This window comes from Thalassospira sp. CH_XMU1448-2 (assembly GCF_037027285.1).
Lineage (GTDB): Bacteria > Pseudomonadota > Alphaproteobacteria > Rhodospirillales > Thalassospiraceae > Thalassospira > Thalassospira profundimaris_C.
In genome coordinates this window covers 48,506-62,797 of record NZ_JAYMEA010000006.1, presented here as the reverse complement: position 1 = coordinate 62,797, position 14,292 = coordinate 48,506, and the positions used below count along the sequence as shown (strand labels likewise).

13 protein-coding genes are annotated in these 14,292 nt (G+C 54.5%); 8 read left to right on the top strand and 5 right to left on the bottom strand.

Annotated features, from left to right (window positions below; all coding sequences use genetic code 11):
- Positions 1 to 101: 101 nt before the first annotated feature.
- The 7 genes from WA318_RS18245 (at position 102) to WA318_RS18215 (ending at position 6,985) form a co-directional block, all read left to right on the top strand.
- Positions 102 to 2,525: a heavy metal translocating P-type ATPase gene (locus tag WA318_RS18245; RefSeq protein WP_336083444.1), complete on the top strand. Its 2,424-nt coding sequence runs from the start codon at positions 102 to 104 to the stop codon at positions 2,523 to 2,525.
- A 278-nt stretch (positions 2,526 to 2,803) separates the two neighbouring features.
- Positions 2,804 to 3,640, top strand: coding sequence for a transporter substrate-binding domain-containing protein (locus tag WA318_RS18240; protein WP_114099301.1), 837 nt, complete (start codon positions 2,804 to 2,806; stop codon positions 3,638 to 3,640).
- A gap of 27 nt (positions 3,641 to 3,667) precedes the next feature.
- Positions 3,668 to 4,330 (top strand): amino acid ABC transporter permease, encoded by a 663-nt coding sequence (locus tag WA318_RS18235; protein ID WP_114099302.1) that lies wholly within the window; start codon positions 3,668 to 3,670, stop codon positions 4,328 to 4,330.
- Positions 4,331 to 4,383: 53 nt separating this feature from the next.
- Positions 4,384 to 5,001 (top strand): amino acid ABC transporter permease, encoded by a 618-nt coding sequence (locus WA318_RS18230; protein WP_336083442.1) that lies wholly within the window; start codon positions 4,384 to 4,386, stop codon positions 4,999 to 5,001.
- Between the two features lie 10 nt (positions 5,002 to 5,011).
- Positions 5,012 to 5,779: an amino acid ABC transporter ATP-binding protein gene (locus WA318_RS18225; protein WP_114099303.1), complete on the top strand. Its 768-nt coding sequence runs from the start codon at positions 5,012 to 5,014 to the stop codon at positions 5,777 to 5,779.
- Positions 5,780 to 5,794: 15 nt separating this feature from the next.
- Positions 5,795 to 6,181: a RidA family protein gene (locus WA318_RS18220; protein ID WP_114099304.1), complete on the top strand. Its 387-nt coding sequence runs from the start codon at positions 5,795 to 5,797 to the stop codon at positions 6,179 to 6,181.
- A gap of 45 nt (positions 6,182 to 6,226) precedes the next feature.
- On the top strand, positions 6,227 to 6,985 hold the full coding sequence (locus WA318_RS18215) for an IclR family transcriptional regulator (protein WP_114099305.1): 759 nt from the start codon (positions 6,227 to 6,229) through the stop codon (positions 6,983 to 6,985).
- 432 nt (positions 6,986 to 7,417) lie between these two features.
- On the opposite strand, the gene WA318_RS18210 is transcribed toward WA318_RS18215, so the two are convergent.
- The 4 genes from WA318_RS18210 to WA318_RS18195 all read right to left on the bottom strand — a co-directional run bounded on the left by WA318_RS18210 (position 7,418) and on the right by WA318_RS18195 (position 12,596).
- Complete coding sequence (locus WA318_RS18210; RefSeq protein WP_336083436.1) at positions 7,418 to 8,557, bottom strand: DUF1513 domain-containing protein; 1,140 nt, start codon at positions 8,555 to 8,557, stop codon at positions 7,418 to 7,420.
- Between the two features lie 36 nt (positions 8,558 to 8,593).
- Positions 8,594 to 9,721: an imelysin family protein gene (locus WA318_RS18205; RefSeq protein ID WP_336083434.1), complete on the bottom strand. Its 1,128-nt coding sequence runs from the start codon at positions 9,719 to 9,721 to the stop codon at positions 8,594 to 8,596.
- Positions 9,722 to 9,766: 45 nt separating this feature from the next.
- Positions 9,767 to 11,230, bottom strand: a complete 1,464-nt coding sequence (locus WA318_RS18200) for a di-heme oxidoreductase family protein (RefSeq protein WP_336083432.1) — start codon at positions 11,228 to 11,230, stop codon at positions 9,767 to 9,769.
- Positions 11,231 to 11,327: 97 nt separating this feature from the next.
- On the bottom strand, positions 11,328 to 12,596 hold the full coding sequence (locus WA318_RS18195; RefSeq protein WP_114099308.1) for an imelysin family protein: 1,269 nt from the start codon (positions 12,594 to 12,596) through the stop codon (positions 11,328 to 11,330).
- A 303-nt stretch (positions 12,597 to 12,899) separates the two neighbouring features.
- On the opposite strand from WA318_RS18195, the gene WA318_RS18190 reads away from it, so the two are divergent.
- A complete protein-coding gene (locus WA318_RS18190) occupies positions 12,900 to 13,601 on the top strand; it encodes a cytochrome b/b6 domain-containing protein (RefSeq protein WP_336083429.1) in 702 nt (233 codons plus the stop codon).
- Positions 13,602 to 13,769: 168 nt separating this feature from the next.
- Here the strand turns inward: WA318_RS18190 and WA318_RS18185 are convergent, their stop codons facing one another.
- Complete coding sequence (locus tag WA318_RS18185; protein WP_336083427.1) at positions 13,770 to 14,234, bottom strand: c-type cytochrome; 465 nt, start codon at positions 14,232 to 14,234, stop codon at positions 13,770 to 13,772.
- Between the last annotated feature and the right edge of the window lie 58 nt (positions 14,235 to 14,292).

Below are 14,292 nucleotides of genomic sequence, written 5' to 3'. Positions count from 1 at the left end.
AATATTCAAATCATCATTTGAATATTCTTGACAGACCAACATATGAATCCTAGTTTGAATATAACATATGAATAGAAATTTGATCTTTATGAGGTGACTAAATGTCCTTCGTTGCAAAATGGGACGATATTCCGGCGATCGGCAATTGTGGACGGTGTCGGGAAAGCCTGATAGATGCCTTGAACAAGGCAGTTCCCGATCACGGCATTACCGGTGACGGTCAGGGGATCTCTGTGTCCCTTCCGGTCAATGCGGACGAAGATGCAGTCTTACGCGATATCGTTGCTAAAAAGGGTGGCGCTGTAAGTCATTACCACTGGCAGGTTTCTGGTATGGATTGCGGTTCCTGCGTGGCAAAGATCGAAACCGCACTGGGCAAAGTTGACGGTGTGTCTTGCGTGGATGTGTCGATGATGCGCGAAACCGTAACTCTGGGCATTGATGATGCCCATACCGACAGCCGCAACAACATCACAACCATGCTGACCAAACTTGGCTATCCGGCACAGGAAAAGCCGGTTCCGGGCAGCATGGACACTTTGGCAAAAGCTTCTTGCTGCGGGGCGAGCAGTTGCTCCGATACCAAGTCCGGCCAGGACCAAGGCCCTCTCGGTCAGGATGGCAATCCGGTCGACGCGCAAAAAGCGCGCTGGTATGCGCCATGGTCTTCAGAGAATGACGAAATCGCCTTTGCCGCTATCTTCCTGCTGCTGGGCGGGGCGACCGGTGCGCTGGTGCCGGCAACGTCACCCTATGCGATGTCAATTGCTTCGATCCTTGCGGCCGTGCCGGTGATGAAGAAAGCGCTGCGGCTTGCACAAAGTGGGGCCATCTTCTCGATCGAACTTTTGATGTCGGTTGCGGTTATCGGGGCTGTGGCCATTGGCGAAAGTCTTGAAGCCGGGATGGTTGTTTTGCTGTTTGCCATCGGTGAACGGCTTGAAGGTGTTGCGGCCGGGCGGGCGCGAAGTGGCGTCAAGGCCCTGATGAAGCTGGCACCTGAACAGGCACGTCTGGTGCGTGATGGCGGCTTTGAAACTGTTTCCCCTGCACAACTGGCGCAAAACGATATCGTCGAAATCCGTCCCGGTGAACGTATTCCGGCTGATGGGGTAATTGCCTCCGGCGCGGCCGAGGTCGACAACAGCCACCTGACCGGTGAGTCCGTGCCGGTCTATCGCAAGGAAGGTGACGAAGTCTTTGCCGGTGCCATCGTCACCGACAGTCCGGTTCGGATGGCAGTGACCCGCGCAGCCGGGCAAACCATGCTTGATCGCGTGATCGAACTGGTCGAGCAAAGCGAAAAACACAAGGCACCGGTAGAACGGTTTGTTGCCAAATTTGCCCGCATCTATACCCCGATTATTATGGCGTTGGCGGCGGCGACAGTTGTTATTCCGCCGGTTGTGTTTGGCCAGTCATGGGATGAATGGATTTATCGTGGTCTGGCATTGTTGCTGATTGGTTGCCCCTGTGCGCTGGTGATTTCGACCCCGGCGGCGGTGACATCCGCATTGGCGCGTGCCACCCGGATCGGACTTCTGGTCAAGGGCGGTGCCGGGCTTGAGCTGATCGGGGCGGTTCGCACCATGGCGTTTGACAAGACGGGGACCCTGACCGAAGGCAAACCGAAACTTGCGGCGATCAAGACCACGGATGGGTATGGAGAGAACGGTCTTTTGACCATTGCTGCGGCACTTGAAACCGTGACGTCCCATCCGCTGGCCCGTGCTGTGGTGCAGGCCGCGGAAAACCGGAACCTTGAACTGCCGGTGATCGACAATGCCAGAACCATTGCCGGAGCAGGGGTGGAAGGCAAGATTGACGGTGTGATCTATCAGGTGGGGGCGGCAACCCGTCTTGGCGTAACGCCTGATGGTGAGATTGCTGACTGGCTTGCAGCGCAAGAGGAAGAAGGCAGTACGGCGGTTGTGATCCTCAAGGATGGTATGGTCATTGGTGCCCTGGCGCTGCGTGATGTTGCGCGCCCGGATGCCAAGGCCGCCCTTGCCGAACTTAACAGGCTTAACATTACACCTGTGATGTTGACCGGGGATGCCACCCGTGTTGCCAGGCGGATGGCTGCTGAACTGGGCATGGATTACCGTGCGGAATTGATGCCCGAAGACAAGCTTAACGCGCTTTCGGCCCTGCGCGACGATCCCAAACGCTCTGGCCCGGTGGCGATGGTTGGTGACGGAATTAATGATGCCCCGGCGCTAAAGGCTGCTGATGTCGGGATCGCGATTGGTGGGGGAACGGATATCGCACTTGAGGCCGCCGATGCGGTTGCGGTCAAGGATCGTCTTGGCGATGTGGTCAATCTGGTCAAGCTATCGCGTGCGGCACGCCGTGTCATTCGCGAGAACATCACGATTGCGCTGGGGCTTAAGGCAGTCTTTCTGGTGACCTCGATCACGGGGTTGACGGGATTGTGGCTGGCGGTTCTGGCCGATACCGGTGCGACCGTTCTGGTCACGATCAACAGTCTGAGGCTTCTGGTCGCCTTGCGCAAAGCGAGATAGTCAGATGCTGTAATCCTCTGATTTCTACCGGTTTCAGAGACTGGTTCGAACAGGGATGAATAAAGGAAAATGCCGCCAGTCTGTGGATACAGACGGCGGCATTTTCTTTGTCTGTATGTCCGAAATTTTCACGGGAAGGCGCTGGCGGGGCAAAACGAAATTGACTCCCGTTAAAAAACGCTGCTAGTTTAAATCCGAAACAACGGTATCAATTCCGCTATAACGGAATTTAAGAAACTACCCAGCATGTGTGGCTCATTAAAACGCGGAGACAAAAGATGACTTTTATTAAAACGCTCGCCGTTGCGACGGTGATGACGGCTGCTGCCGGTTCTGCCATGGCACAGGAAGCAAGCAAGCTTCAGGAAGTGCTTGATCGTGGTTATCTTGTTCTGGGGACCGGTTCGACCAACCCGCCCTGGCACTTCATGGACAGCGACAACACGCTCAAGGGTTTTGACGTTGACATGGGCCGTCTTGTCGCAAAGGCGCTGTTCGGTGACCCGGATAAAATCCAGTATGTTCAGCAGTCTGGTGATGCCCGTATTCCGAACCTGGTAACCGACAAGGTTGACCTGTCCTGCCAGTTCATGACCGTCACTGCGGAACGTGCCCAGCAGATCGAATTCACCATTCCTTACTATCGCGAAGGCGTTGGCCTGCTTTTGATGGCAAATGGCGACTATGCCGACTATGACGCGCTGAAAGCAGCCGGTGATGATGTGACCGTGGCGGTTCTTCAGAACGTCTATGCCGAAGAAATGGTCCATGCGGCCCTGCCGGAAGCAGAAGTCGACCAGTATGACAGCGTTGATCTGATGTATCAGGCCCTGAATTCAGGCCGTGCAGAAGCCGCCGCAACCGATCAGTCGGCCTTGCGCTGGTTCATGGTTCAGAACCCGGGCCGTTACGAGGATGCAGGTTACGCCTGGAACCCGCAGAGCTATTCCTGTGGCGTTAAACCGGGTGATCAGCGTTGGCTGAACTTTGTTAACACCGTTCTTCATGAAGGCATGACCGGTGTTGAGTTCCCGTTCTATGCTGAAAGCTTCAAGACCTGGTTCGGTGAAGAACTGGCCGTGCCGAAAATCGGCTTCCCTGTCGAGTACAAGTAACGCGTTCAGCATCCTGAAAGAACTGTTTTGAATTACGATTTCAATTTTGACGTCATCTGGCGCAATTGGGAACTTCTGGCTCAGGGACTTGGTCTGGGACTGTTTCTTGCCATTGTGTCGATTGCGATCGGCTGCTTGATTGGTCTTCTTGCTGCTTTCGGGATGCTGTCCCGCCACAAGATTTTGCGCTGGATTGCGGGGGGATATGTCTCCGCAATCCGCAATACCCCGATCCTTGTGCTGATCCTGTTTTGCTATTTTGCCCTGCCGCAATTGGGCATCGCACTCGACAAGATTTCATCCTTTATCTTCACGCTGTCGATTTATGCCGGTGCCTATCTGGCCGAGGTATTCCGGTCGGGGCTTGTTGCCTTGCCAAAAGGCTTGCGTGAAGCCGGACTGGCGATTGGTCTGACCGAATTCAAGATCAAGACCAACATCATCATTCCGGTGATGTTCCGTAACGTTTTGCCATCGCTTTCGAACAACTTCATTTCCCTGTTCAAGGATACCTCGCTGGCGGCGGCAATTGCGGTGCCCGATCTGACTTTCTATGCCCGCAAGATCAATGTCGAAAGTTTCCGGGTGATCGAAACCTGGATGGTGGCGTCGATGATTTATGTCGTGGCTTGCTATGTGATCGCGTGGCTGTTGCGCCGTCTTGAACAGCGTCTTGCTGTTCCTCGTTGAAAGGGTTTCAGGTGAATTTCTCTCTTTTCTTTACAGAGTTGTGGAATGCCCGGATGAACCTGCTGGACGGGCTTGGCGACACAATTCTGATATCGGTCTCGTCGGTTGTGCTTGGCACCATTCTGGGCGTGTTTGTTGGTCTGGCAATGACATACGGGCAGCGCTGGCTGCGCTTTATCGTGCGGCTCTATATCGACTTTCTGCGCGGGACGCCTGTTTTCGTTCTGATCCTTGCCTGCTTTTACATTCTGTCGGTGGTCGGTGTTGACCTGACAGCATTTCAGGCAGGGGTGCTGGCGCTGACGCTGTTTTGTTCGTCCCATGTCGGTGAAATTGTGCGCGGGGCGTTGTCGGCGATTGCGGTCGGACAGACCGAGGCCGCCAAATCAATCGGCCTGACCTTTATGCAGACCTTTGTCTATGTCCTGCTGCCACAGGCCTTGCGCCAGATTTTGCCAACCTGGGTGAATACCGCAACCGAGATCGTCAAGGCATCGACATTGCTGTCGATCATCGGTGTGGTCGAGCTGTTGCTGGCCACCCAGCAGGTGATTGCGCGTACATATCTCAGTCTCGAATTCTATCTGTTCGCAGGCTTTGTCTATTTCCTTTTGAACTTCGTGATCGAGCAAGCCGGCCGTGCCGTCGAGCGTCGCATTTCGATCCCTTAATGAGGCTATCATGTCCCCAATTCTGACTATTTCCGGTCTTCACAAGAGTTTTGGTGAACTCGAGGTTCTCAAAGGTATCGATCTTACGATGCAGCAGGGCGACGTTGTTTCCCTGATCGGGTCTTCCGGTTCGGGCAAAACAACACTTCTGCGCTGTGTGAACCTGCTTGAAGACTTCGAAAAAGGGTCGATAGAGCTTGCCGGTCAAAAAATCGGCTATCGCGAAGATGGTGCCGGGCAACGCCGCCGTTTGCCAGAACGCGAAGTGGCCCGCCAGCGTTCGATGACCGGCATGGCGTTCCAGCAGTTCAATCTGTTTCCGCATATGACTGCCATCCGTAACGTGATGCTGGGTCTGATCAAGACCAAAAATATGCCAAAGGACGAAGCACGTGAAGTTGCCCAAAAGTGGCTTGAACGTGTGGGCATGGCTGCACGCAGCGATCATTATCCCGGTCAGCTTTCAGGCGGGCAGCAGCAACGTGTTGCAATTGCACGCGCCATCGCCATGAACCCGCAGATCATGCTGTTTGACGAAGTAACATCCGCCCTTGATCCCGAACTGGTCGCCGAGGTTCTTGCCGTGGTGCGCGATCTGGCGGTTGAGGGGATGACCATGTTGCTGGTGACGCATGAAATGCGCTTTGCGCGCGACGTTTCGACCAAGGTCGTTTTCATGCATCAGGGGCGCATTCACGAAGAAGGCACCCCCGACGAGATTTTTGGTGCGCCCAAAACCGAACGATTGCAGGGCTTCCTTGCAAATTCCGAAATCTGAATCAGGAGATCATTTATGAGCATTAAAAGACATGGCGTTGGCGAAGGCAAAGGCAGCGGGCAGAAAACACTGCCATTTGCCAAGGCCACAGAAGCCGACGGCTGGCTTTATGTCTCAGGACAGACACCGATGCGTGACGGCGAAGTCGTCGGCACCGGGATTGTCCAGCAATCGCACATCGCGATCGAGAACATGCTGAAGATTGTCGAGGATGCCGGCTATGACAAGGCCGATATCATGCGCATCGGCGTATGGCTTGACGATGCCCGGGATTTCTGGAGCTTCAACGGCGTTTTCGAAGAATATTTTGGCGAAAATCCCCCGGCGCGTGCATGTGTTCAATCCTCAATGGTGGTTGATTGCAAAGTTGAGGTCGACTGCATTGCCTTTCGTAAGGCATAAGCTAGTTGAATAATAAGACATGATTTAAGCGGGGCGATGGGGGTTATGAAAGAAGGTCAGACACGTAAACGTGCGCGCGGCATTGATCGTGCGTTTGATATTCTTGATCATCTGCGTGATGTCAGAACCTCCCAGCGTCCCGCTGAAATCGCCCAGGCGCTTGGTGCGCCAACATCTACGATCTATGACCTGATCGGCACTTTGCTGGATCACGGTATGCTTGAGGTTACCGATGCGAACGGATCGGTTTTCCTCGGGCGTCGTGTCTATTTCCTCGGACTGGCCTATAGCGACTATTTCGACCTGACCCGTCAGGCCGCCACGGTGCTTGATGAAATCACCGCCAGCACCAAGGAAACGTCGCAGTTCTGTATGCTTGATGGCGGCAAGTACACCGTCGCCCTGCAGCGCGAAGGCAGCCGTCCGTTTCGCATCAAGGCCGATGTCGGGCAACGCACATCCATTCCCTGGACCGCATCGGGCCGCTTGTTGCTGGGCCATCTGAGTGACGATGAAATTCGGGACCTGATCCCCGAAGAAGATTTCATTCTTCCTGATGGCACCCGGATGGATGTTGACGCCTATATCGCGGAAATCCGCAAGGCGCATATTGATCGGTTTTTCTCGTTTGACAGCATCGTTGATACTTTCACCCATTGCTTTGCGGCACCGGTCTATGACCGCAAGGGTATCTGTGCTGCGACCGTCTGTATCGTCGCCCCCAAGGAAGATGCCCGCGAGAATTATCAGCTTTACAAGAATGCGCTGCAAACCGCAGGCATGAAACTGTCACAAGGCAGCTAGAACGGCGATCACCCTGCAACCTTACAGGTTCAGGGGCGTGGCGCTATTGCGTGCCGTTTGCCAAAGATAAAGATATCCGGAAAAGAGAAAGCGGCGGTTATCGTTTCCCGCATCGATAACCACCGCTTTACCACCTTGAGAGGCCTACGGGGAGAGAGGACCCGTAGGTTGAGAGACAAGCCATTTTGGGGACAAAATGCGAATGGGTTGCATTCGCGGGCTGTGTCGAGACCTGTTATAGGCGAGGGAAAATCGGAACGCAAGTGAAAATCGTTCTCATTTGCGAAAGATTTTTGGTTGATGACGGTGTTGCCAAATTATCCCTACAAAAACAGTTGGTTAATCTGCCGGTTTTCTGCGGTTTTAAAGCCCTGGAAAGCATAGAACCCGCAACATATGTGCGGGTTTTATCGGGTTTCAAGGATCGGGATATCAGGTGCTTATGCGCCGCAAATGATTGTCCCAATGCAGCGATTTATGAGAAGCGTCGGGTAATTCAACGCGCTTACGGCGAATCGCATCCATGCGCCAGCCATTACCAAGGCCGCTGGTGCCGACAAATTCGCCGGGGCGGTCCGTTGCCGCAAGACCACAGCCATCCGGGGCCGCGATATGGGTCAGGAAGTCATTGGTTTTAGCATCCCAGAATGTGACAAGCCCGCCACGCGGGCAGGAAATGCCAAAGACCTGACCAGACGCATCAAAGCGCACAGACCCGCAATATTGGCGCATGCGATATTGCACATTGTCAGGTGCCTCGATCGGGCGGATTTCCTTGCCCGGTTGCCAGACACCGACAAGCGGGACCTGATCATTAATCTCGCCCTGATACTGGAAGCCTGCGGCAATCGTGCCATTGGCTGAGACATCAAGGTGGCGGATCGACAATTGATGCCAGTCATGTTTGAGCGCGGCCTGATGGATCAGCTCGCCGGTGCGGCGATCAATGATCGACAGGTTGGGTTCCATGGAATCGATGTTAAGCGGCGTACGACCGTCGAAATCGGGATGGGTGTGAAGCCCGCCATTGGCAATTACAAGCTGTTCGCCACCGGGCATCAGATGCAATTCATGCGGGCCGGTGCCATAACTGTCAAATTCGGCCACCCGGCGATAGCCATCCTTGGCATCCCAGACCGAAACAACGCCACGCGCATGATCAAAATCGTTTTCGGTGATGTAAAGAAAACGTCCATCGTTGGAATAAATCGCATGACCATAAAACCGGCGATCTTCCGGGCAATGCAGCTTGGCGCGGACTTCGCCGGTATGACGATCAAGGATCAGGCCGTAAAGACCCGGGCGACGTTCGACCGCTGCCACATCAACATGGTTCGGGCGCAAACCGATATCATGACCACGCCCCGGCAGAGCCTGTTCAAACAGGATCTTGCCCGACGCGTTAAAGGCGCTGACATAGTAATCATCGGCATTCCCGGCACTGGCGGAAATATAGACCGCACGGTCTTCGATGGCCGGAGTGCTTGCCGCGCGCGCGATATCAAGCGGCAAAAGGGTAAATGCCCCGCCAACACCCATGAGTTTCAAAAACTCGCGACGTTGATGTCTCATTTTCTTCTCCGGTTATGAGAGCTCCGCTTTGATTACTCAGTCGCCATCAAGCGCATTGAAACCGCCACCAAGCTGGGTGGTGCCGCCAATGTCGTTCTCGACCAGCGTAATCAGGAAATCGATCTGCGATTTGAACTCGGAAAGCTTGGCATAGCCATCTGGCTGCGCCAGCAGTTCATCGATTGACGGCGGCAGGTTATTTGCCGCGTCAATGACGGTTTGCCAGTTCAGGCGGAAGGACCGATCCAGAAGGCTGTTGTCGATCAGCGATGCCATACCCGCACCCTCGGTGCCGACATCACCCCATTTGCCGTCATAAATGGCAAATAGCCCAGTCAGGTTATGGACAATGTTGCGCAAGGACCGCTTGGCGACTTCGCTTTCGCCACGGCTGGCCTTGGCATCCTGTTCATTTTCGCCCAGCGGACGGCCAAGCTTCTGGGCCGAGATAATCAGCAAACCTTCATGGAGGGCGCGATAAAGATCGGTCGCGGCAAATTTCGCCGTCGGGTAATCCATGCTGTCGGGGCCTGCTGTGCTCATGGCTTCGGCAAATTCCGGCCATTCGTCAAGCAGCTCGCCGGTGATGGTCTGAAGATTGGTGGCAATGGCTGAACCATACTGACACAGGAAGACACCGTCTTCGTCACCCTTGCTCAGATGGTCGGCATTCTTGTCATCAAACAGGACTTCCTCAAGTGCGGGGAACCCCTGAAGGGCCGCACTTGCTTCGGCAAGCTGGGCCGGATCGGTATAGCTTGCCGGTTTGCTAAACAGCAGTTTCCGGAATTGCCGTGCAGCAGTACCATGTTTGTCGGGCCAATATTCGATATGCTGATCCCGGCCATTGGCAACCAGTGGCCCCATGCGCCAGGGCTGGATTTCCTGCCAGATATCCATCGCACTATTGAATTCGTTCTGAACGTCTTTGAGATCATCTGCATCCGGATCGGCACAGAAATCCTTGATGGATTTGGTCAGCTCTGATGCCGCGTCATGAAATTCATCAAGCTTGGGCGGCATCACCGTATTCAGAAGATGCGACAATACGGCACTGTATTTCCCGTCGGGGATATCGGCATGGGCGGGAGGCGCACCAAAACCGGTAACCAGTACGGTCGTGACTGAAAGCAGCGTGATACGCCAGAACGATTTTTGCGGCATATGTCTTTTCCGAATACTCACGGGATTTGAAACACTTATACAGGCTTAAAGCGACTTTAGAAACGCAAGCAGTTTCCTGCGCTCGGATGGTGGCAGCATTGTGACAGAATGGCGCGCAGGCTCCGCTTCGCCGCCATGCCACAGGACGGCCTCAAGGATGGTTCGTGCCCGGCCGTCATGAAGGAAACCGGCACGCGGATCGATCTGTTTGGCCAGCCCCAGTCCCCAAAGCGGTGGTGTCCGCCATTCGCGTCCTGATGCCTGGGCTTCGGGCCGATGATCTGCAAGGCCTTCGCCCATGTCATGCAGAAGCAAGTCGCTATAGGGCCAGATCACCTGACCGGATTGCTCCGTCATATCCCTGCGTTCCGGAAGCTGGTAACGGGGCGTATGACAGGATGCACAGCCGATGGAGTCAAAAATCTTCTGCCCGGCCACGACATCCGCATCATCAGCATTGGTGCGCACCGGCGGGGCAAGGTTTCGGGTGTAATAAAGCACAAGGTCAGTGACCTGCGAATGGGCTTCAAGATTTTCAAATTCCGGATCATTGCCGTTCGGTGCGTTCAGGCAAGCCGTTTGGGCGCTGGTGCAATCGCCTGATCCATCGGGATAAAGCGGGGTGGATAATCCGACATCAAACTGGAACGCATTCTGGTTTTGCTGGTCAAGGCTTGGCATTCCTGCCTTCCAGCCAAACCGCCCGATGGCAAGCTGTCCCTTGGCAATATCCCAGACATGATTGACCCGGCCGGAAATCCCGTCGCCATCAGCGTCTTGCGGATCAGCGCGCGCAAGCAGCAGCTCGTCAGGAATGGCTTCGAGCAATCCAAGCCCGATCATCGGCGGGGCAAGGCGTGGCGAAACCATCACATCAGGATGAAGCGGCCCATAGGCAAGATCGGTCATCTGGTAATCGGGTTGTTGCAGGGTGACGGTTTCACCTCCTGCAAGGTCGATATTGATGTTTTGGTATGTAACCTTCACCCGTCCTTCGGCATGAATACCGGGGACCGAGAAATCCTGAAACTGGCCGCCATAGACCGGCTCGGGAATGGCTGCGATCTCGCCATCAAGGTGATCGCGTAGCTGACCGGCTGTTTGCGGCGGGATCGAAAGGCGCAGCAACATGGATGTTGCGCCTTCTTCGGGGTTGTTTACGTCAACCGGATGGCCGCGACCATTGCGTATATGACATCCATTGCAGGCCCGCGAATTGAAAAGGGGGCCAAGACCGTCTGCGGTTTTGGTGCGTGTCGGTGCGGTGACCCAAAGCCTTTGAAAAAGGGCCTCGCCAAGCTTGAAATCAAGCCGCTTTTCAAAGGTCATATTGGCTGAATAATGGGTGAAGACATTCCGCCCGTCGGCATTTGGCCAACTGGTATTGCCCCCCGGAAAGGCAGGGTTATCAACCTGTTGGGCAAAGGCTGTCGGGATCAGGGCACTAACCGTCATCACGGCAAGACCGGATAAGGCAAGATGGCGCAGGGCAGGAACGAAACGTTTCATGACGATTTTGGTCTTATAATTATTGTAAAAGCAAAACGGCGGGAGACTGAATCCCCCGCCGTTCAGTGCCATCAAGGCAGGTGTCGAGTCATCAGGCTCAGTTGACTGCAGACGGGTTATCGAGGCTGTCAGAGCCTTCGAATTCAATGCCGTCAATGCCAACAGCAGCAATGATCTGTTCAATCGATTTGGTCTGATCAACCAGTGCATCAACAAAGGTCTGAACAACAGCGTTGCCGTCGTCATTGCCCATGGCGATCAGCTGATCGAAATGTTCGCCACCCTGTGCACGGGTAACCATGGCCTTGCCTGCCAGAACCGACGTCGCAAGCTTGCCGCGCAGTTCGGTATCAAGGGCGGCGTCCTTGGCTGCTACCAGATCGGAAAGTGCCGGACCTTCAACGACAGAACCGTCAACGCGCGTGTAACGGCCAAGATAAACGTTCTGGATGCCAAGTGCGTCATAGAAGTGGCTGTTGTGGGTGTTGTCCGAGAAGCAATCATGCTCTTCTTCCGGATCATGAAGCAGCAGACCAAGCTTGGTGCGCTCGCCGCCCAGTTCGCCATAAGACAGCGACCCCATACCGGTCACAATCGCAGTCAGGCCCGGAACACCATCACCTTCAAGAACGGTTTCGCGTGCTTCGCCACCATCGGCCCACTGTTCGGTGATCCATTCCAGATCGGATACCAGAAGCTCGCCCGCCGCTTTGAGATATGCGCCACGGCGGTCGCAATTATCGTTGGTGCACGCATCACCGCCTGCATAGTCGGTCCATTCACGTGCACCGGCACCGGCATCGGTCCCGTTAAGGTCTTGACCCCAAAGCAGGAATTCAATCGCATGATAGCCGGTCGCAACGTTTGATTCGACATCGTCGATTTCATGTAAGTCTTCAAGAAGGGCGGCATCAATGATCGATGCATCAATGGTCGTGCCTGAAATGTTCAGGCTCGGATTTGCGATGACATTAGCGGTATAGGCCGGGTTTTCTTCACTTTCTTCGCCGTAAAGGCCGGTTTCGACATAGTCGATCAGACCTTCGTCAAGCGGCCACGCATTTACCTTGCCTTCCCAGTCATCGACGATGGCATTGCCAAAACGATAAACTTCGGTCTGCTGATATGGTACCCGTGCCGCAAGCCATGCAGACTTTGCCGCGCCAAAGGTCTCTGCCGAGGGTTGCGCGATCAGTGCATCAATTGCGGATTGTAACTTCTTGGCCGTGATCAGTGAGTCTTCGTAACCGGCATGTGCGATATCGGCATAGGTCGTCAGAACGTCTTTGGCGCCCGGTGCGGCATAGGCCTGCACGCCAAGGGTCGAAACCAAAGCGGCCGTCCCGAGAATTTTTGCGATTTTCATAGGAGTTCCCATCTATCCCTGAAAGTGAGCCAAGGGCAGTGCCCTGCGGATCAAAAGGCGAGTGAATCTTTGCAAACGAAGAAATCTGGTCCCCGATCTTCGCCCCGATCCAGATGCTTTCAGTCCAAGTGATACTGCTTATGATAATGATTTTCAATTGAAGAATGGGTTTGTTGCGAAATATTCACGTTTTTTGAATGTGATACCCGCAAATTGATCTGGTCTTAAAGAAATGGCAGGGCATTATCAGTTTAAGCTGTGCAACAGACCGGACCAGAACTTCGTTACGCCAGGAGGGACCAGATGAGCCATCAGATGTCAGATCAAAAGAAAGTCAAACTCTGGGACTTCCCGGTGCGCCTGTTCCACTGGGCACTGGTTGTGGCCATTGTCACCGCATGGTGGACCAACCGGCAACTGATGATCGATATCCACGCCATTGCCGGATACAGCGTGTTGGCACTTGTTCTGTTTCGCATCATCTGGGGATTTGTCGGAAGTTCGAACGCGCGGTTCGGGTCTTTTATAAAGGGACCGGACAAGGTCATCGGATATGCGGTTAAAATCCCGACTGGCTCGATGGCTGAACTGACCTATGCCGGGCATAATCCGGCCGGGGGCTGGATGGTTGTGGTTCTGATCGTTCTGGTCGCTATTCAGGCGATCAGTGGTCTTTTTGCCAGCGAAGACACCTTCCTGTTCTTTGACGGGCCGCTTGTTGCTCATGTCAGTTCCGATGTCGCGCGCATCATGAACTGGATCCATCGCACCAATATCAATCTGATTTACGTAATGGTCGGGCTGCATGTCTTTGCAGCCCTGTTCTATCTGGTGGCAAAGCGTGAAAACCTGATTGGTGCGATGGTAACAGGTGTGCGAACGGTGCCGGTAGAGCTGGCAGCCAGATTTGCACAAATCCGCTTTGCGTCCCCGGTTGTCGGAATTGCGATCCTGATTGTTTGCGGGTTGATCGTCTGGGGGATGGTTACGGTTGCGCGCGGCTAGAACTGTTCGTGTCACAGCATGAAAATCAAAGGCCACCAGTGCGATGCGCTAGTGGCCTTTTTGATTATATGCCCCCGATCCGGATTTTGGTGTGCTGAGCTATCAGCAGGGGGGAGAAAAAGCCGGATCAGGGACACTTGCCCCGGGGTAAGGGCGAGACAGATATGATTATTTCGACCGATAGGTGTCGTGGCATCCTTTGCAGGTCTTGCCAAGATCACCCATCGCTGCACCCATTGCCGATTTGTCACCGGCAACTGCCGCCACTGCAAGGGCTGCTTCCCTGAGTTCCGGGAAACGACCGGAAAAATCATCCCAGTCGGTCCAGACTTTCTCGGTCGCGGTGGTTTTTACCGTCGCACCCGTTGTTTGGGGTTCGAAGGCGGCCGGGGCACTTGCTGCGGCAAAGGCAATGCCATTGGCAAGATTGCGCAAGACCGGATCAGGAAGATCACATTGTCCCTTAAGGTAACATCCAAGTGTTCCCATGGCGCCGCCAATCCCGTCCATCAACATCTGGCGGTTTTGTACGGCATCATTATCCATCATCTCGTCAGCGTTGGCATTGATCGGCATGATGCTGCCCGCGGCGATCATCGCGCCGAACAGTCCTGCAGTAACAAGGTGCTTCATGGCTTCTCTCTATTGTCGTTTGCGTGGTCTCTCTGATCGCGAAACAGGCGTTTGTTTC

Coding starts and splice junctions, on each gene's coding strand:
- WA318_RS18245 (WP_336083444.1), top strand. CDS start 102: ATGTCCTTCGTTGCAAAATGGGACGATATTCCGGCGATCGGCAATTGT.
- WA318_RS18240 (WP_114099301.1), top strand. CDS start 2,804: ATGACTTTTATTAAAACGCTCGCCGTTGCGACGGTGATGACGGCTGCT.
- WA318_RS18230 (WP_336083442.1), top strand. CDS start 4,384: ATGAACCTGCTGGACGGGCTTGGCGACACAATTCTGATATCGGTCTCG.
- WA318_RS18225 (WP_114099303.1), top strand. CDS start 5,012: ATGTCCCCAATTCTGACTATTTCCGGTCTTCACAAGAGTTTTGGTGAA.
- WA318_RS18220 (WP_114099304.1), top strand. CDS start 5,795: ATGAGCATTAAAAGACATGGCGTTGGCGAAGGCAAAGGCAGCGGGCAG.
- WA318_RS18215 (WP_114099305.1), top strand. CDS start 6,227: ATGAAAGAAGGTCAGACACGTAAACGTGCGCGCGGCATTGATCGTGCG.
- WA318_RS18210 (WP_336083436.1), bottom strand. CDS start 8,557: ATGAGACATCAACGTCGCGAGTTTTTGAAACTCATGGGTGTTGGCGGG.
- WA318_RS18205 (WP_336083434.1), bottom strand. CDS start 9,721: ATGCCGCAAAAATCGTTCTGGCGTATCACGCTGCTTTCAGTCACGACC.
- WA318_RS18200 (WP_336083432.1), bottom strand. CDS start 11,230: ATGAAACGTTTCGTTCCTGCCCTGCGCCATCTTGCCTTATCCGGTCTT.
- WA318_RS18195 (WP_114099308.1), bottom strand. CDS start 12,596: ATGAAAATCGCAAAAATTCTCGGGACGGCCGCTTTGGTTTCGACCCTT.
- WA318_RS18190 (WP_336083429.1), top strand. CDS start 12,900: ATGAGCCATCAGATGTCAGATCAAAAGAAAGTCAAACTCTGGGACTTC.
- WA318_RS18185 (WP_336083427.1), bottom strand. CDS start 14,234: ATGAAGCACCTTGTTACTGCAGGACTGTTCGGCGCGATGATCGCCGCG.